Source organism: Rhodococcus sp. WB9 (assembly GCF_007558985.1).
Lineage (GTDB): Bacteria > Actinomycetota > Actinomycetes > Mycobacteriales > Mycobacteriaceae > Rhodococcus_F > Rhodococcus_F opacus.
On the sequence record NZ_CP041769.1, the window covers coordinates 5,332,814 to 5,350,007 of the forward strand.

The window sequence follows — 17,194 nt, forward strand, 5'->3', positions numbered from 1 at the left end:
ACAGACACTAACGAAGGAGGGCGGCACCGGAGTCCCGGTGCCGCCCTACTTCGCTCAAAGCGGAAAACAACTCACAGCCGAACGCGAGAGAAACATCCCGCGACCAGCATTACTTCTGGTCTTCGCCCTCGGCGGAATCCGACGCAGCCTCGTCCGTGGACGCAGCCTCCTCGGCGTCGGCCTCACCGTTGCCGAACAGTTCGGCGGTGTCGACAGCGGCACCCGAGGTGTCGGTGACGGTGGCCTGCTCGACGACACCGGCGAGAGCCTTGCCGCGACGCACGTCCGCGAAGACGGCGCCGAGCTGGCCGGCCTGCTGGATCTGCTGGATGAACTGCTCGGGCGCCATGCCGTAGCGCTGCGCCTGGAACAGGATGCGCTCGGTGAGCTCGTCCTGGCCGACGGTGACGTCGGAGGCGTCGGCGATGGCGTCCAGCAGCAGCTGGGTCTTCACCGAGCGCTCAGCGCTCTCCTTGGCGTCCTTGTCGAACTCTTCGCGGCTCGTGCCCTGCTCCTCGAGGAGCTTGTTCAGCGCTTCCTCGTCGTGGTCGAGACCGTGCACGGCGTCGTGCAGTGCAGCGTCGACCTCGGCCTTGACGACGGCCTCGGGCAGCGGGACCTCGACGGTCTCGAGCAGGGTCTCGAGGACCTTGTCGCGGATCTGACCGGCCTGCTCGACCTTGCGGACGCGTCCGACGCGCTCACGCAGGTCGGCCTTCAGCTCGTCGAGGGTGTCGAACTCGCTTGCCAGCTGAGCGAACTCGTCGTCCTCGGCAGGCAGCTCGCGCTCCTTGACGGTGCCGACGGTGACGGTGACGACAGCTTCCTTGCCCGCGTGGTCACCGGCGACGAGCGTCGAGGTGAACTCCTTGGACTCGCCGGCCTTGACGCCGACGACGGCCTCGTCGAGGCCCTCGATGAGCTGACCCGAACCGACCTCGTGCGACAGACCGCTCGCGGTGGCCTCGGGAACGGCCTCACCGTCGACGGTGGCCGACAGGTCGATGGAGATGAAGTCTCCGTCCTCGACCGCACGCTCGACACCGGTGAGGGTGCCGAAGCGCTGACGCAGCGACAGGAGCTGCTCCTCGACGGCCTCGTCGGTGATCTCGATCGGATCGACGGTGACGCTCAGCTCGCTGTAGTCGGGCAGCGTGATCTCGGGACGGACGTCGACCTCGGCGGTGAACTCGAGGAGCTCGCCGTCCTCGATCTTCGTGATCTCGATCTCGGGCTGACCGATCGCCTTCACCGAGGCGCTGGTGACGGCCTCGGAGTAGCGGGACGGGAGTGCGTCGTTGACGACCTGCTCCAGGACTGCGCCACGACCGACACGGGCTTCGAGCAACTTGGCCGGTGCCTTGCCCGGACGGAAGCCGGGGAGACGGATCTGTTGCGCGAGGGCCTTGTAGGCCTTGTCGAAATCAGGCTTGAGCTCCTCGAAGGGCACCTCAACGTTGATACGGACTCGCGTCGGGCTGAGCTGCTCGACGGTGCTCTTCACGGACTGGCTCCTTCGTGTGGTCGTGCTTTTCTGTGCGGCAGTTACCTGCCCTGTGGTTCTGGTCGGGGTGACAGGATTTGAACCTGCGACCCTCCGCTCCCAAAGCGGATGCGCTACCAAGCTGCGCTACACCCCGGTCGAAGCCGGCTCTCGCCAACCTCGCGAGGACCCGAGGAAGAATCCTACGGCCCCCCGATTATGAAATCCAAAGCGAGGTTGGGTACAGTCACTCATCGCAGACGACATGCATGGCGATCCCAGGTAGTCGTATGCACGGGGATGTAGCTCAATGGTAGAGCCTCAGTCTTCCAAACTGATTACGCGGGTTCGATTCCCGTCATCCCCTCCAGACAGGAGCGTTCCCACCCAGGGAACGCTCTTTTTTTCATGTTCGAGGGCGGCCGCGGAGACCGCATCCGCTATGACATGCGTCACATGGATGGTGGACGCGGCTCCACTCGCCCTCGACCGGACCACTCCCCCGTTCGCCGAGCGCGTAACCACGATTTCGGTCAGTACTCTGGGAGATGTCCGATTTGTCCCCTACTCGTGGATGTTGCAGCTCCGCAGCCGGCGGTCCGCGAGAACTCCGGAGGCCCACCGTGGAACTGCTACTCATTCTCGTGATCGTGGCGGCGGTCGCCTTCCTGGTGGTGAGGAGCCGCAGCAACCGCGCCGGGCAGACCGCGAACCAGCTCGAGGACGCCAAGGCAGACGCGCGCCAGGCCATCGAACGGCTCGGCGGACAGGTGTACAGCCTCACCGGATCCGACACCGCCTCCCAGCAGGCACTCGCCGACGCGTCCGAGCGCTACACCGCCGCCGGCTCCCAGATCGATCAGGCCACGACGCCCGTCCAGGCGCGTCTCGCCAAGCAGACGGCACTCGAGGGTCTCTACTACATCCGCGCCGCCCGCACGGCCATGGGCATGGACCCCGGCCCGGAGATTCCGTCCATCAACGGCCAGAAGTCCGCGGGCGCGGTCACCGAGGACCGTGAGGTCGAGTTCGAGGGGCGGCAGGTCGCGGCGTCGCCGAACCCGTCGTCGAAGACACCGAACTACTACCCCGGCGGCCGCGTCGCGGGACGCCCGGTTCCGGCCGGCTGGTACTCGGAGCCGTGGTGGAAGCCCGCTCTCGTCGCAGGCGCGTGGGGCCTGGGCTCGATGTTCCTCTTCTCGGCGATGTTCTCAGGGATGGCCGGAGTGGGGTACGACGCGCAGGGCTTCGAGAGCGGAGCGGGCGACGCGTCCCAGGACACCGGTGACGCGGGCGCAGACGGCGGTGGCGACGGCGGTGACGCAGGCGCGGACGGCGGCGGCGACATGGGCGGGGACGCCGGTGGCGACGGCGGCGGATTCGACTTCGGTGGCGGCGGAGACGGCGGCGGGTTCGACTTCGGTGGTGGGTTCGACTTCTAGCCGGCCGTCAGGAGGGCTGGCAACTCGGGCACCAGAAGAGGTTGCGGCCCTTCATGACCGAGTGGGCCACCGGGGTGCCGCAGATCCGGCACGGTGATCCCGCCCGCCGGTAGACGTACGTCCGGGGACGATCCTTCGCATACGCCGGATCGCCGTGATCGTCCTCGGGACGGACGACGTGCATCTTGCCGCGGCGGACCCCGACCTTCATCAGGGCGACGAGGTCGGCCCACAGCGCGTCCCACTCGTCACGGGACAGCGCGCGGCCGGGACGGTCGGGGTTGACGCCGTGCCGGAACAGGACCTCCGCCCGGTACACGTTGCCGATGCCCGCGATCACGGCCTGATCCATCAGCAGTGCCCCGACCGGGGTCTTCGACGCCGAGATGCGTTTCCACGCCTTGTCGGGATCGGCGTCCTTCCGCAGCGGATCCGGTCCCAGCCGCGCCTCGATGGCGGCGACCTGCGGCGGATGGAGAACCTCACAGGCCGTCGGACCGCGGAGGTCGGTGCCGAATTCGGCGCCGACCATCCGCATCCTGACCTGCCCGACCGGCGGTTCCATGGGAACGGCCGATTCCGTGAACGCTCCGTACAGTCCCAGATGGACGTGCACGACCAGTCCGGACTCGTAGTGATGCCATAGGTGTTTACCCCAGGCCTCGGACTTGACGAGGACGCGGCCGTCGACGAGGGCTGCGTCCTCGGCGAATCTGCCCTGCGGGCTCAGAACCCGCACCGGCGCACCGGCGAACCGGCGTTGGTGCAGCCGGGCCAGCCGGTGCAGGGTGTGACCTTCGGGCAAGGACGATCAGGCCTCGGGCAGGGCCGGGGCGACGCCGGTCTTCTCGAACTCGGACAGGATGTCGATGCGGCGCTGGTGGCGCTCCTCGTTCGACCACTCGGCGGCGAGGAACGCGTCCACGATCGCGAGGGACTCCTCGAGGGAGTGCATGCGGCCGCCGAGGCCGATCAGCTGAGCGTTGTTGTGCTGGCGGGCCAGCTGCGCGGTCTCGACGCTCCACGCCAGGGCACATCGCGCGCCCTTCACCTTGTTCGCGGCGATCTGCTCACCGTTGCCGCTGCCGCCCAGCACGATGCCGAGGCTGCCCTCGTCGGCGACGACACGACGAGCCGTCTCGATGCAGAAGGCGGGGTAGTCGTCGAGGGCGTCGTAGACATGAGCGCCGCAGTCGACGGTCTCGTGGCCCGCGGCCTTCAGGTGTTCGATGATCTCGTTCTTACGTTCGAATCCGGCATGGTCGGCACCCAGGTATACGCGCATGACTGGTGATTCTGTCAGGCGTCCTCGCGAATCGTGTCAGGGGCCCGGGACGCTTATCGTGATCAGCATGTATCCCGACAACGGACAGAACTGGGGACAGGCGTATCCGGGACATCGGCAGACCCCCGCGCAGCACCAGTGGAGTGGCGGGACGGGATGGAATCCTCCGGTCCCGTTGCCGGGCCTCATGCCGCACGACAGGCCCGCCCGGCACTCGTGGGAGATCCCGCTGCTCGTGGCGGCGATCGTTCTCACCGTGGTCGCCTACATCGCGGCGATCGCGGCACTCTTCCTCGGCGTGGTGTCCACCTGGGTGCTCATCGTGCTGATCGCACCGATCCTCATCGCCGTCGGCCGCGGCCAGCTCTACGGCTCGCAGCAGGTGAACGGGATCAAGATGACCCCCACCCAGTTCCCCGACGGGTATCGGATGGTGGCCGAGGCGGCTGCGCGGTTCGGGATGACCGAACCGCCCGACGCCTACGTCGTGCTCGGGAACGGCCGGATCAACGCGTTCGCATCCGGACACGGCTCCCGCCGCTTCGTCGTGGTGTACAGCGATCTGTTCGAGATCGGCGGCGAGGCCCGCGAGCCCGACGCCCTCGCCTTCATCATCGGCCACGAGGTCGGTCACATCGCGGCCGGTCACGCCTCCTACTGGCGGCAACTGGGACAGTTCGCCGCCAACTACATTCCCGTCGTCGGGTCGGCGCTGTTCCGATCGATGGAATACACCGCAGACAATCACGGCTACTGTGTGCGGCCCCAGGGCACCCGCGGCGCGATGGGCGTTCTCGGCGCTGGCAAATACCTCGTCAGCATCGTCGGCTTCGACGAACTCGCCGACCGGGCCACCACCGAACGCGGGTTCTTTCCGTGGTTCGTGAATCTGCTGTCGGGACATCCGGTGCTGACCTGGCGCGCCGCCGCCCTGCGGAACAGGACCCGGCACGGTCACCTGTTCGTGAAACCCGGCCAGATCTACCGCGATCCGCAGCAACTGCAGTACGCGGCCGACCCGGCCGGGCCCGTCACTCGGTGACCGTGCCCGGGACGGGGCTCAATCGAACTGGGGGTCCTCGGTCCGGGTGCGCTTGAGTTCGAAGAAGTGCGGGTAGCCGGCCAGCGCGACCGCACCGTCCCACACCTTGCCCGCGTCCTCGCCGCGGGGAATCCGCGACAGGACCGGGCCGAAGAACGCGACACCGTTGACGTGGATGGTCGGGGTTCCCACGTCCGGTCCGACGGCGTCCATGCCTGCGGCGTGACTCTCACGCAGTGCGGCGTCGTACTCCTCCGATTCGGCGGCCTCGGCCAGTTCGGCCGGCAGCCCGACCTCGGCGAGCGACTTGACGATCACGTCGCCGAAGTCCTTGTTGCCCTCGTTGTGGATGAGCGTGCCCATCGCCGTGTACAGCGGCAGCAGGATCTCGTCGCCGTGCTTCTGCGCGGCCGCGATCAGCACCCGCACCGGGCCCCACGCCTTGGTCATGAGCTCGCGGTATTCCTCCGGCAGATCCCGGCCCTCGTTGAGGACGGCCAGGCTCATCACGTGGAAGTTCGCCTCCAGGTCACGCACCTGCGTGGCCTCGAGGATCCATCGCGAGGTGATCCAGCACCACGGGCACAGTGGGTCGAACCAGAAATCAGCGACGTCCTTGGCGGTCCCGGCGTTCGTCCCAGCACTCACGTGATGCTCCTTCTCAGTGATGTACACACATTCCCGTCCAGTCAACACCTCCCCTCCGGGAATCCTTCCCGGAGACCCCGCTCGCGGCAGTAGGGTCGAAAGTGGTCGACCGGAAGGGAGCATCCTCACATGCCCTCCACTCGCACGTTCGTCGTCGTCGGCGGCGGCCTCGCCGGAGCGAAGACGGCAGAAGCATTGCGTGACAAGGATTTCGACGGATCGATCATCCTCCTGTCGGAGGAGGAACATCTTCCCTACGAGCGACCTCCGCTGTCGAAGGAACACTTCGCAGGCAAGAAGGCACTCGGCGACTTCACCGTCCACCACGGCGACTGGTACCGCGACCATCACGTGGACCTGCGGCTCGGCACCACCGCCACCGCCCTCGACCTCGCCGCCCACACCGTGACGCTGCCGGACGGTTCCACGCTGGGATACGACAAGCTCGCCCTCGCCACCGGTTCGCGCTCGCGCCGCCCACCGATCTCCGGGTCCGACGCCGAGGGCGTCTACTACCTCCGCACCATCGACGAATCGGACAAGCTCATCGAGGCGGTCGCCGGTGGCCGACGACTCGTGGTGATCGGCGCCGGCTGGATCGGCCTCGAGGTGGGTGCCTCCGCGCGGGAGAAGGGCGCCGACGTGACGGTGGTGGAAGCCGCCGAAGTTCCCCTGCTCGGCTCCCTCGGCCCCGAGATCGGCTCGGTCTTCGCCGAACTCCACCGCGAGCACGGCGTTCAACTGCACCTCGGCGCGACGGTCGAGGAGATCGTCGTCGAAGACGGCAAGGCCACCGGGGTTCGGTTGGGCGACGGCACCGTCCTGCCCGCCGACGCGGTCCTCGTCGCCGTCGGCGCGGCACCCAACATCGAGATCGCGGAGCGGGCCGGACTCGACGTCGACGGCGGCGTTCTCGTCGACGCCGGGTTGCAGACCAGCGACCCCGACGTCGTCGCGGTGGGCGACATCGCCGCGCAACAGCATCCGCAGCTCGGCACCCGCATCCGGGTCGAGCACTGGGCGAACGCGCTCAACCAGCCGGCCGTGGCCGCCGCCACCATGCTCGGGCACGAGGCGGAATACGGGAACCTGCCGTACTTCTTCACCGACCAGTTCGATCTGGGCATGGAGTATGTGGGGTACGCCCCGCACGATTCGTACGACCGGGTGGTCGTGCGCGGCGATTTCGCCGCACGCGAGTTCGTGGCCTTCTGGCTCGACGCGGACAACCACGTCCTCGCCGGCATGAACGTCAACATCTGGGATGTCACCGATCAGATCAAGAAACTGGTGTCGTCGTCCGCCCCGGTCGATCCCGACCGCCTGGCCGACCCCGGGGTGCCGTTGGCCGACCTGTCCGGTTAACACCCCTGGCCCACTCGTGATGGGATGGCAGCATCGAGTACGAGCACCGCCGCCGATCACGAGGAGACCTCTGTGGCCCCACCGAACCTGACCCGCGAACAGGCAGCCGAACGAGCCGGACTGCTGACCGTCGACAACTATCTGATCGAACTCGACCTCACCGACGGGACAGGTCAGCCCGGAGTCGAGACGACAATTCAGCCCGGAGTCGAGACGTTCTCCTCTCGCACCACCGTCACGTTCGGGGCCACCCCCGGCGCGTCCACGTTCGTCGACATCGTCGCGGCCCGTGTGCATTCGGCCACGCTGAACGGCTCCCCCGTCGACGTGTCGAACTACGACGAGTCCACCGGCATCACACTCACCGATCTCGCGGAACGCAACGAACTGGTGGTCGAGGCCGACTGCGCGTACTCGCACACCGGTGAAGGGCTACACCGCTTCGTGGACCCGACCGACGACGCGGTGTACCTGTACTCGCAGTTCGAGACCGCAGACGCCAAGCGCATGTTCGCCTGCTTCGACCAGCCCGACCTGAAGGCGACGTTCGACGTGCACGTCACGTCCCCCGCCGACTGGAAGGTGATCTCCAACTCCGCGACCGTCGAGACGGTGGCGCCGGACGCCGGCCGCCACATCTTCCGCACCACCCCGAAGATGAGCACCTACCTCGTGGCGCTCATCGCCGGCCCGTACGCGGAGTGGACCGACAACTACTCCGACGAGCACGGCGACATCCCCCTCGCGATCTACTGCCGCGCCTCCCTCGGGAAGCACATGGACTCCGAGCGCCTGTTCACGGAAACCAAGCAGGGCTTCGAGTTCTACCACCGCAATTTCGGCACCCCCTACGCGTTCGGGAAGTACGACCAGCTGTTCGTTCCCGAATTCAACGCGGGCGCAATGGAGAACGCCGGCGCCGTGACGTTCCTCGAGGACTACGTCTTCCGGTCCAAGGTGACGCGGGCGTCGTACGAGCGGCGCGCCGAGACCGTCCTGCACGAGATGGCGCACATGTGGTTCGGCGACCTCGTCACCATGCGCTGGTGGGACGACCTGTGGCTCAACGAGTCCTTCGCGACGTTCGCCTCCGTGCTCTGCCAGAGCGAGGCCACCGAATACACCAACGCGTGGACCACGTTCGCCAACGTCGAGAAGTCCTGGGCGTACCGGCAGGATCAGCTGCCCTCCACCCACCCCATCGCCGCCGACATCCCCGACCTCGCCGCGGTCGAGGTGAATTTCGACGGCATCACGTACGCGAAGGGCGCCTCGGTCCTCAAGCAGCTCGTCGCGTATGTCGGGCTCGACCCCTTCCTGTCCGGCCTGCGGGACTACTTCCGCGACCACGCCTTCGACAACGCCACGTTCGACGACCTCCTCGGCGCACTCGAGAAGTCGTCGGGCCGCGACCTGTCCGACTGGGGAGCCCAGTGGCTCAAGACCACCGGGCTCAACATCCTGCGCCCCGAATTCGACGTCGACGCGGATGGCAAGTTCACGCGGTTCGCCGTCCTGCAGTCCGGCGCCACACCGGGTGCCGGTGAGCGACGGGTGCACCGTATCGCCGTCGGCGTGTACGACGACCGGGACGGCAAGCTCGTGCGCACGAAGCGGGTGGAACTCGACCTCGACGCCACCGAACGCACCGACGTCGCCGAACTCGTCGGTGTCGAACGCGGTCAGCTGATCCTCGTCAACGACGACGACCTCACGTACTGCTCGCTGCGGCTCGATCCCGACTCGCTCGCCACCGCCATCGACCGCATCGGCGACATCGACGAGCCCCTCCCCCGCACGCTGGTGTGGTCGGCGGCCTGGGAGATGACGCGTCAGGCCGAACTCAAGGCGCGGGACTTCGTCGCCCTCGTGCAGCGCGGCGTCGGCGCCGAAACCGAGGTCGGCGTCGTCCAGCGCCTGCTGATGCAGGCCCAGACCGCGCTGCACAGCTACGCCGAACCCGAGTGGGCCAAGGAACACGGCTGGCCAGACTTCGCGAACCGGCTCCTCGAACTGGCGCGGGAAGCCGAGCCGGGTTCGGACCACCAGCTGGCGTTCGTCAACGCGCTGGCGGGGGCGCAGCTGTCGGCGTGGCACACCGAGGTGCTGCAGGAACTGCTCGACGCCGCACCCGAGACGGTCGGGCTTCCCGGGCTCGTCGTCGACACGGACCTGCGCTGGCGTCTCGTCACCGCACTCGCCGGGGCCGGTGAGATCGACGCCGAGGGCGTCGAGACGCCGTTCATCGACGCCGAAGCCGAACGCGACCCCACCGCGGCAGGTGCCCGCAACGCCGCCGCCGCGGCCACCGTCCGCCCGCAGGCCGCGGTGAAGGAACAGGCCTGGAACCGGGTGGTCGGCGACGATTCCGTGCCGAACATCACCGCCCGCTCGATCATCGGCGGCTTCGCCGGTCACGGCCAGTCCGAGATCCTCGCACCGTACGTGGCCCGCTACTTCGCGGACATTCCCGGGGTGTGGGAGCGGCGTTCGAGCGAGGTCGCGCAGACCGTCGTCGTAGGTCTGTACCCGTCGTGGTCGATCAGCGAGGAATCCGTGGCGGCAGCCGACGAATTCCTGGCCGGCGACCACCCGCCCGCCCTGCGCCGCCTGGTGGTCGAGGGCCGCGCCGGGATCGTCCGGTCGCTGGCGGCCCGAAAGTTCGACGCGAGCTGATCGGTGGCCGATCCTGCCGGCCTAATCCGGCAGGATCGGCACCGTCACACCCTGATCCCGGCCCAGCAGCACGGCGCGGGTGACGGCCGAGGAGCCGAAGCGGTCGCGCAGACTGTCGAGCGTGCTGTCGAGTGAACTACTCGTGTACGGGTCGAACGGCAGCGCCAGCTGTTGCGGGCAGTCGTCCTCGAGGTTGGCCACCGCGATTCCCACGAGGGTGATGCCCTTGCGTTCGATCATCGGCGTCGCGTTGTTCAGCAGGCCGCGGGCCGTCGTGAGGATCGTCTGCGTCTGAGCCGACGGCTGCGCGAGTGTGTGCGAACGCGTCACCCGCGTGAAGTCGTCGAACCGCAGCCGGAGCACCACCGTGCGCCCGACCCGCTCGCCGCGGCGCAATCGGCCGGCCACCCGGTCGACCAAGGTCACCAGAGCGGCGTCCACATCCTCCCTCGACTTCGGTCTGCGCCCCAGAGCGTGCTGCGCGCCGACGGATCTCCGCCTGCGCCCCACCTGCACGGGACGCGGGTCGCGTGCCCAGGCGAGCGCGTGGAGGTGGTGGCCCGCCGCGGGTCCGACGATGGACACGAGCAGCTCTTCGGGATAGTGGGCGAGCTGGCCGACGGTGGCGATCCCGGCGTCGCGGAGCTTGACCGACGTCACCGCGCCGACACCCCACAGCCTTTCGACCGGCAGCGGATGGAGGAACTCGATCTCGCGGTCCGGCGGCACGTGCAGCAGTCCGTCGGGTTTGCCCACCGCGCTGGCGACCTTCGCGAGAAACTTCGTTCTCGCGATCCCGACCGTGATCGGCAGACCCACCTGCTCGCGTACGTCCCGGCGCAGACGCGCCGCGATGTCGACCGGCGCGCCGGCGATCTTGCGGAGACCGGCGACGTCGAGGAAGGCCTCGTCGATCGACAGTCCCTCGACCAGGGGCGTCGTCCGGCCGAAGACTTCGAACACCGCCTTGCTCGCGGCCGCGTACGCCGACATTCGTGGGCGCACCACGACGGCGTGCGGGCACAGGCGCAGCGCCTGCGCACCGCTGCTGGCCGTGCGCACCCCGTACGCCTTCGCCTCGTAGCTCGCGGCCAGCACGACGCCGCCGCCGACGATCACCGGACGACCCCGCAGGCCGGGGTCGTCCCGCTGCTCCACCGAGGCGTAGAACGCATCGAGGTCGGCGTGCAGGATGGTCGCCTCGGCGCCACTCGAGATGGGCGGGCGCGGCGAATCGGACACGAACATATGTTCGCATCGACCACCGACAGAAATCGAGGGTCGTTCAGGCCGACAACAGTGTTCGCAGCGCGGTGGGTGTCTCGCCGAGGTGGGCCCGGATGGTCCTGGTCATGTGCGCCTGATCCGAGAATCCCAGGTCCGCGGCGAGTCCGGCGAGGTCACGGTCGCCGTTCTCGATCCGCGCGAGCGCCCGCCCGACCCGAACCCTGTTGCGGTACCTGGTGAGCGAGACGCCCATGACTGCACTGAACGCACGACTGAGCGCGAACGGTGACACCCCGAACCGTCCGGCGAGGGGTATCAAACCGTCCGAGCCGGGCTCGTCGTCGAGGACCGCCGCGCGGGCCGCCGCGGCCACTACGTCGTCCGGAATGCCGCCGCGCCGGTGTGAACGCGACCGCGCCCGGGACGCGGCGACCGCGACGACCGCGACGAGCCGGACGGCCTCCTCGGCGAGGGCGAGGTGGACGTCGCCCGTCCGGCCGGCACGGAGCAGGCGCCGATGAAGAAGGTCGACGTGGGCATCGACGTACACATCCGAACGGCCGAGTGTCCAGTGGTCACCGGCGATCGCACGCCAGAGCTCAGGCCGGACACTGATCGACGTGCACCGGTCTCCACCGGCGGGGTGCGCGAACTGTTCCACTTCGCCGGGTATTCCGAGATACGCGACGGTCGGATCGGCCACCGACTCACGTCTGCCGATCCGGCGAACGAATCGGCCGCCACGGACGAGCACGAGCCGGTGATCGTCCCGCACCTCCACGTCCGACCAGCCCGTGTGCGCGCCACAGCAGTCCACCGCCCAGACACTCGCGCCCGGCAGACGTGCGACCTCGCTCACCGCCACAACGGGGACGCTACCCGTGGGGCCCGACACCTTCCCGCACATACGGTGGCCTGCAAGAATCTTCAATCCTCACGGCAGTTCCCGCGGCAGGCTGCAGTCATGTCATACATCTACGAGTCCACCCACATCGATGTCACACCCGCTGCCGCGTGGGACGCTCTGCGCGACTGGGGTGCGTTGGACACGCGGCTCGCCGCAGGTTTCGTCACCGCCTCGGTGATCGACCGGGGAGATCGGGTCATCACGTTCTTCGACGGTTCCGTCGTCCGGGAGCGTCTCGTCTCGCGCGACGAGGACGCGCGCCGACTGGCCTGGTCGATCGTCGACGGCCCCTACCTGCATCACAATGCTTCCGCCCAGGTGAGCGACGACGGCCACGGCGCGACCGTGTTCGTCTGGATCGCGGACATCCTGCCCGCAACTCTCGCGGACCGGACCGCGCAGATGATGGAACTCGGCATCGACGCCGTTCGGCGGACCCTCGAAGGCGCCGATCGCGTCGTCGGCACCCGGTGAGACACCGACGGCCCGATCCGGTTCAGGAGGACTGAGCCGGATCGGGCCGCGCGGATGCTGATCTGTGCAGGTTTTACGGCGAGGCGATCGCCGCACTCATTACGCGGATGGCACTCACGAGACCGTCGATGAGGTCCCCGTCGCCGAACGACGACACGGCGGCGGTGGCGCCGAGCTGGGCGACCCGGTCGGTGACACGGTTGGCCACGGCCCGACCGCTGCGAATCTCGACCGTCCGCTGGTTGGGCGAGACCGCGATGAGCACGGACCGTTCCGCCTCGGGCGTCGTGGGGAACAGCGCGTCGGCGCCGGCCGCGGTGTCGGCGCCGAGGTCGCCGATGTACGCGTTGAAGCGCACCTTCGTCTTGCGGGTGCCTTCGGTGAGGGCATCGTCGAGGCGGACGAGTTCGTCCGTCGTGAACGGCAGGTCGTCGGTGAACGGCTCACCGACGCGGTGCACGCCTGAGATGCGACCGCTGGAGGTCACGACGCTGCCGACAGGAAGATTGTCCGCGGATACCGCCGACGCAGGAATCAGGTCACCACTTGCCACTTGCCGAGCCTCCAATCAGGTCTGCCGAACCGGCGTGCGCGCCGTGGTGTCCGCCGTGATGACCGTGCGTGGTCACCTCGTCGACGGCGCTCCACAGCACCGGCGCGTGCGTCCATTCCTCACCGAGGTGGAACGCGGGCGGCACGGGGCCCGGCGTCTTCTTGCCGACGAACGACATCCCCGCGAAGAAGGCGGTGATCAACGCCGGAATTCCTACGAATATCAGCACTGTCTCGAGAATGCTCACAACGCAAACGGTAGCCCAGAACCGTGCGAGGGGAAGCGTCAGGGCCGAACTTCGCGAAGCGGACGCGCGGAACGCTCAGGCGGCGCCTTCACCGAGGTAGGGCATCCACGACGGGTGCAAGTCCTTGGTGGACGCCAGCAGTCGCCAGTGCGGCCCCGACGGAGGCACGAGGGAGGCCCTGAGCGTCCAGCCGAGATCGCTCAGCAATTTGTCCGCCTTGCGGTGGTTGCAGGGCGCGCAGCAGGCCACGCAGTTCTCCCACGAATGCTCGCCGCCTCGACTGCGGGGAACCACGTGATCGACGGTCTCGGCCTTGGCACCGCAGTAGGCGCACCGGAACCGGTCCCGGTGCATGAGGGCTGCGCGGGTCATCGGAACACGGGCGCGATACGGGACGCGGACGTAGTTCCGGAGGCGGATCACGGACGGCACCTGCACGGACCACTGCTCGGAGTGGACGACCGGGGCCTGGGGATCCTCGTGGACGGTATCGGCTTTACCGCAGGTCATCAACACCACGGCGCGGCGGGCAGGAAGGGCGGTGAGCGGCTCGTAGGTGACATTCAGGAGAAGCACCCGGCGCTTGATCCAGAGCGGAACCGCATTCTCGCCCGGGAAAGAAGGCTCTGCGCTGCGCGCGGAGCCTTCGGTGATCACTTGTAAAGCAAACGCCCCTGAAACCCCGGCACTCCGGGCATCAGTGGGCACGAGTTGTCGGTGCGCGCGGGCGCTGTGTCGATTCTTCATGCGACCTCCGGGAGATTGCCACCAAGTGCACCATGAATTGCCTGCTCGTGCACGTCCATTTCCGACAAAAATGCAGGACGTTCGGTGAACAGACGGTGACGAAGACCGTTCGCGCCCGCACGTGCACAATGGAGGGCGCCATGACTGACGTGCAGCAGACCTTCTACGAGGCGGTGGGCGGAGCGGAGACGTTCCGCAAACTCACCGCGCGCTTCTACGAGGAAGTCGCCAAGGACGACATCGTGCGACCCCTCTACCCCGAGGAAGATCTGGGTCCGGCCGAGCGCCGGATGCGGATGTTCCTCGAGCAGTACTGGGGCGGACCGCACACCTATTCGGACGAGCGCGGCCACCCACGACTGCGGATGCGACACCAGCCGTTCAAGATCGGCCCGATCGAGCGGGACGCCTGGCTGCGGTGCATGCACACGGCCATCGCGTCGATCGACACCGGAACCCTCGACGACGCCCACCGCAAGGCCCTCTCCGAGTACATGGACATGGCCGCGGCTTCGATGGTGAACTCCGCCTTCTGAAACCGCCCCGCGCCGATTACGCCGGTCGAGTCGTGGTGCGGGCGATCGTTTGGCACGATGGGCGTTTGTGAGCACTCCCGCCGAAACGTCCGCCGACGACACACAGCCGGCACCCTGGTGGTCCGACGCCGTCTTCTACCAGATCTATCCCCGCTCGTTCGCCGACGCGAACGGTGACGGTGTCGGCGACCTCCACGGAGTGCGGGACAAGCTGGGATACCTCGAACTGCTCGGTGTCGACGCCCTCTGGCTGAGCCCGGTGATGCGCTCCCCGATGGCCGATCACGGTTACGACGTGTCCGATCCCCGAGACATCGACCCGCTGTTCGGTGACCTCGCGACCATGGACGCACTGATCGAGGCCGCGCACGCGCGCCAGATCAAGGTGACGATGGACCTGGTGCCCAACCACACGAGCGTCGAGCACGAATGGTTCCGCGCCGCCCTGGCGTCACCGCCCGGCAGTCCCGAACGGAACCGGTACATCTTCCGCGACGGTCGCGGTGAGGACGGCGCGGAGCCGCCCAACAACTGGCCGAGCGTCTTCGGCGGGCCGGCCTGGACGCGGATCACCGAGGCCGACGGCAAGCCCGGCCAGTGGTACCTGCACATCTTCGCGACGGAACAGCCCGACCTGAACTGGGACAACCCGGATGTCGTCGAGGATCTCACGACGACGCTCCGGTTCTGGCTGGACCGCGGCGTCGACGGATTCCGCATCGACGTCGCGCACGGCATGGCGAAGCCGGAAGGTCTGCCGGACCACGACTGGTCCGCCAACGCCCTGCTGCAGAACTCCGACGACGATCCGCGGTTCGACAACCCCGCGGTCCACGACATCCACCGCGGCATCCGCAAGGTCCTCGACGAGTACCCGGGCACGATGGCGGTCGGAGAGATCTGGGTTCGCGACAACGAACGCTTCGGCGAGTACATCCGGCCCGACGAACTGCACCTCGGGTTCAACTTCCGGCTTGCCGAGGCCGAGTTCTCGGCGGAGACGGTCCGGGAGGCGATCGAGAACTCCCTGACCGCCGTCGACCAAGTGGGCGGGACACCCACCTGGACCCTGTCGAACCACGACGTCGAACGGGAAGTCACCCGATACGGCGGCGGCGAGATCGGCACGGCACGCGCCCGGGCCATGATCCTCGTCGAACTGGCGCTGCCGGGTGCGGCGTTCCTGTACAACGGCGCCGAACTCGGCCTGCCCAACGTCGACCTCCCCGATTCGGCGTTGCAGGACCCGGTGTGGGAACGGTCCGGTCACACCGAACGCGGACGTGACGGCTGCCGTGTGCCCGTTCCGTGGGAGGGCACCGAACCGCCGTTCGGGTTCAGCACCGGCGAGCCCTGGCTGCCGATGCCACCCGAGTGGGCGGACCTCACCGTCGAGGCGCAACTCGAGGACGTCACGTCGACGCTGTCGCTGTACCGGGCCGCACTCGAACTGCGCTCGCTGCGCCCGGAGTTCTCCGGGCCCGGGGTCGACTGGTACGGGAGCCCCGCCGGCTGCTTCGCCTTCCGCAGGCGCGGCGGGCTGATCTGCGCCCTCAACGCCACCGACAGGCCGATCTCGCTGCCACCCGGTGAGGTGCTGCTCAGCAGCGCGCCGCTCGTCGAGGGGCAGCTCCCACCGAACGCGGCTGCGTGGCTCATCTGACCCGCACTCCCGCAGTTGCGGCGGTCGTCGCAGCATCGATCCTGTTCGCCACGACGGGAACCGCGCAGGCCCTCGCGTCCCGCTCCCTCGGCTACGACCTCGACCCGCTGGCGGTCGGCTCGGCCCGGGTCGTGGCCGCGGGCGCGCTCCTCGCGGCGTTCGCAGCGCTGCGGAGCGGGCTCGGGTTCGGTGACGGCTCCGGGATGCGCGGGTACGTGCCCGCCGTGTGGGGCGGGATCGGAGTCGCGGCGTACCAACTCGGCTTCTTCAGTGGTGTGCAGAGCGCCGGGGTGGCGGCAGGAACCATGATCGCGCTGGGTTCGGGCCCCGCGTTCACCGGGGCACTGCAATGGGCGGTGCACCGGCACCGTCCCGGCCCGATGTGGGCCGTGTCCACCGTCATCGCGGTCGCCGGAATGGCGTTGATCGTGGCGGGCACGACGGGCGGCTCCGACTCGTCCGGGATCCTGGCGGGTGCACTCCCTGCGCTGCTCGCCGGCCTCGGGTACGCCGCCTACACGGTTTCCGGATCGTCGCTGCTCGCCGCGGGTGCGAGTCCCGAGGCGGCGATGGGACAGATGTTCGGTCTCGGTGGACTGTTCCTGATCCCCGTGCTCGTCGCGACCTGGCCCGGCGGCCTCGACACCGGACCGGGCGCTGCTGCCGCGGTGTATCTTGCGATCGTCCCGACCGTGCTGGCCTATCTGCTGTTCGCCGCCGGTCTGCGGCGGCTGCCACCCGCGACGGTCGCGACGCTGACACTCACCGAACCGGTGGTCGCGGCACTGCTCGGGACCGCGGTGCTCGGCGAGCAGCTGACCCTGGTCGCGGGGCTGGGCATGGCGGCCGTCGTCGCGTCACTCGCCGTTCTGGCGACCAGCGCCCTGCGGGCCGGCTGA

17 protein-coding genes and 2 tRNA genes are annotated in these 17,194 nt (G+C 68.4%); 9 read left to right on the forward strand and 10 right to left on the reverse strand.

The genetic code is table 11. The features are described 5' to 3' along the window. Positions 1–109: 109 nt before the first annotated feature. Both tig and FND50_RS24840 read right to left on the reverse strand, forming a co-directional pair. Positions 110–1,504, reverse strand: coding sequence for a trigger factor (gene tig / locus FND50_RS24835; protein ID WP_005264332.1), 1,395 nt, complete (start codon positions 1,502–1,504; stop codon positions 110–112). Between the two features lie 59 nt (positions 1,505–1,563). Further along, positions 1,564–1,640: transfer RNA gene (locus tag FND50_RS24840), tRNA-Pro, on the reverse strand. Positions 1,641–1,779: 139 nt separating this feature from the next. Between FND50_RS24840 and FND50_RS24845 the strand changes: the two genes are divergently transcribed. Together FND50_RS24845 and FND50_RS36300 are read left to right on the forward strand one after the other, a co-directional pair. Further along, a tRNA-Gly gene (locus FND50_RS24845) sits at positions 1,780–1,853 on the forward strand. 253 nt (positions 1,854–2,106) lie between these two features. Continuing rightward, complete coding sequence (locus FND50_RS36300) at positions 2,107–2,925, forward strand: DUF1542 domain-containing protein (RefSeq protein ID WP_186301140.1); 819 nt, start codon at positions 2,107–2,109, stop codon at positions 2,923–2,925. Between the two features lie 7 nt (positions 2,926–2,932). Here FND50_RS36300 and FND50_RS24855 read toward each other — a convergent pair whose 3' ends face one another. Further along, complete coding sequence (locus FND50_RS24855; protein ID WP_144287430.1) at positions 2,933–3,730, reverse strand: Fpg/Nei family DNA glycosylase; 798 nt, start codon at positions 3,728–3,730, stop codon at positions 2,933–2,935. Between the two features lie 6 nt (positions 3,731–3,736). Further along, positions 3,737–4,210 carry a ribose-5-phosphate isomerase gene (locus FND50_RS24860; protein ID WP_005248193.1) on the reverse strand — a complete coding sequence of 158 codons (474 nt, stop codon included), beginning with the start codon at positions 4,208–4,210 and terminating at the stop codon, positions 3,737–3,739. Positions 4,211–4,277: 67 nt separating this feature from the next. Between FND50_RS24860 and FND50_RS24865 the strand changes: the two genes are divergently transcribed. Further along, positions 4,278–5,252: a M48 family metallopeptidase gene (locus FND50_RS24865; protein WP_144287431.1), complete on the forward strand. Its 975-nt coding sequence runs from the start codon at positions 4,278–4,280 to the stop codon at positions 5,250–5,252. 18 nt (positions 5,253–5,270) lie between these two features. Here the strand turns inward: FND50_RS24865 and FND50_RS24870 are convergent, their stop codons facing one another. Beyond that, positions 5,271–5,927 (reverse strand): DsbA family protein, encoded by a 657-nt coding sequence (locus FND50_RS24870; RefSeq protein WP_397492477.1) that lies wholly within the window; start codon positions 5,925–5,927, stop codon positions 5,271–5,273. Positions 5,928–6,029: 102 nt separating this feature from the next. Here FND50_RS24870 and FND50_RS24875 point away from each other — a divergent pair, with 102 nt between their 5' ends. Together FND50_RS24875 and pepN are read left to right on the forward strand one after the other, a co-directional pair. Further along, positions 6,030–7,265 (forward strand): NAD(P)/FAD-dependent oxidoreductase, encoded by a 1,236-nt coding sequence (locus tag FND50_RS24875; RefSeq protein WP_144287432.1) that lies wholly within the window; start codon positions 6,030–6,032, stop codon positions 7,263–7,265. A 72-nt stretch (positions 7,266–7,337) separates the two neighbouring features. After that, positions 7,338–9,941 carry an aminopeptidase N gene (gene pepN, locus FND50_RS24880; protein WP_144287433.1) on the forward strand — a complete coding sequence of 868 codons (2,604 nt, stop codon included), beginning with the start codon at positions 7,338–7,340 and terminating at the stop codon, positions 9,939–9,941. A 21-nt stretch (positions 9,942–9,962) separates the two neighbouring features. On the opposite strand, the gene dinB is transcribed toward pepN, so the two are convergent. Further along, positions 9,963–11,189 (reverse strand): DNA polymerase IV, encoded by a 1,227-nt coding sequence (gene dinB / locus FND50_RS24885; RefSeq protein ID WP_144287434.1) that lies wholly within the window; start codon positions 11,187–11,189, stop codon positions 9,963–9,965. 37 nt (positions 11,190–11,226) lie between these two features. After that, a complete protein-coding gene (locus FND50_RS37095) occupies positions 11,227–12,033 on the reverse strand; it encodes a helix-turn-helix domain-containing protein (protein WP_260850684.1) in 807 nt (268 codons plus the stop codon). A gap of 99 nt (positions 12,034–12,132) precedes the next feature. Here FND50_RS37095 and FND50_RS24895 point away from each other — a divergent pair, with 99 nt between their 5' ends. Next, the gene (locus FND50_RS24895) at positions 12,133–12,549 is read left to right on the forward strand and encodes an SRPBCC family protein (protein WP_144287436.1); all 417 of its coding nucleotides are present in this window, start codon (positions 12,133–12,135) and stop codon (positions 12,547–12,549) included. Positions 12,550–12,622: 73 nt separating this feature from the next. Here FND50_RS24895 and FND50_RS24900 read toward each other — a convergent pair whose 3' ends face one another. The 3 genes from FND50_RS24900 to FND50_RS24910 all read right to left on the reverse strand — a co-directional run bounded on the left by FND50_RS24900 (position 12,623) and on the right by FND50_RS24910 (position 14,096). After that, positions 12,623–13,102, reverse strand: a complete 480-nt coding sequence (locus tag FND50_RS24900; RefSeq protein ID WP_005264322.1) for a DUF5130 family protein — start codon at positions 13,100–13,102, stop codon at positions 12,623–12,625. Beyond that, a complete protein-coding gene (locus FND50_RS24905; RefSeq protein WP_005248217.1) occupies positions 13,089–13,349 on the reverse strand; it encodes a hypothetical protein in 261 nt (86 codons plus the stop codon). Before FND50_RS24905 ends, FND50_RS24900 begins: the two co-directional genes overlap by 14 nt. Positions 13,350–13,424: 75 nt before the next feature. Continuing rightward, the gene (locus tag FND50_RS24910; RefSeq protein ID WP_186301142.1) at positions 13,425–14,096 is read right to left on the reverse strand and encodes an HNH endonuclease; all 672 of its coding nucleotides are present in this window, start codon (positions 14,094–14,096) and stop codon (positions 13,425–13,427) included. A gap of 140 nt (positions 14,097–14,236) precedes the next feature. On the opposite strand from FND50_RS24910, the gene FND50_RS24915 reads away from it, so the two are divergent. The 3 genes from FND50_RS24915 to FND50_RS24925 all read left to right on the forward strand — a co-directional run bounded on the left by FND50_RS24915 (position 14,237) and on the right by FND50_RS24925 (position 17,194). Then, positions 14,237–14,632, forward strand: a complete 396-nt coding sequence (locus FND50_RS24915; RefSeq protein ID WP_005264320.1) for a globin — start codon at positions 14,237–14,239, stop codon at positions 14,630–14,632. A gap of 67 nt (positions 14,633–14,699) precedes the next feature. Continuing rightward, positions 14,700–16,295, forward strand: a complete 1,596-nt coding sequence (locus tag FND50_RS24920; RefSeq protein WP_144287438.1) for a glycoside hydrolase family 13 protein — start codon at positions 14,700–14,702, stop codon at positions 16,293–16,295. Beyond that, positions 16,283–17,194, forward strand: coding sequence for a DMT family transporter (locus FND50_RS24925; protein WP_144287439.1), 912 nt, complete (start codon positions 16,283–16,285; stop codon positions 17,192–17,194). Before FND50_RS24920 ends, FND50_RS24925 begins: the two co-directional genes overlap by 13 nt.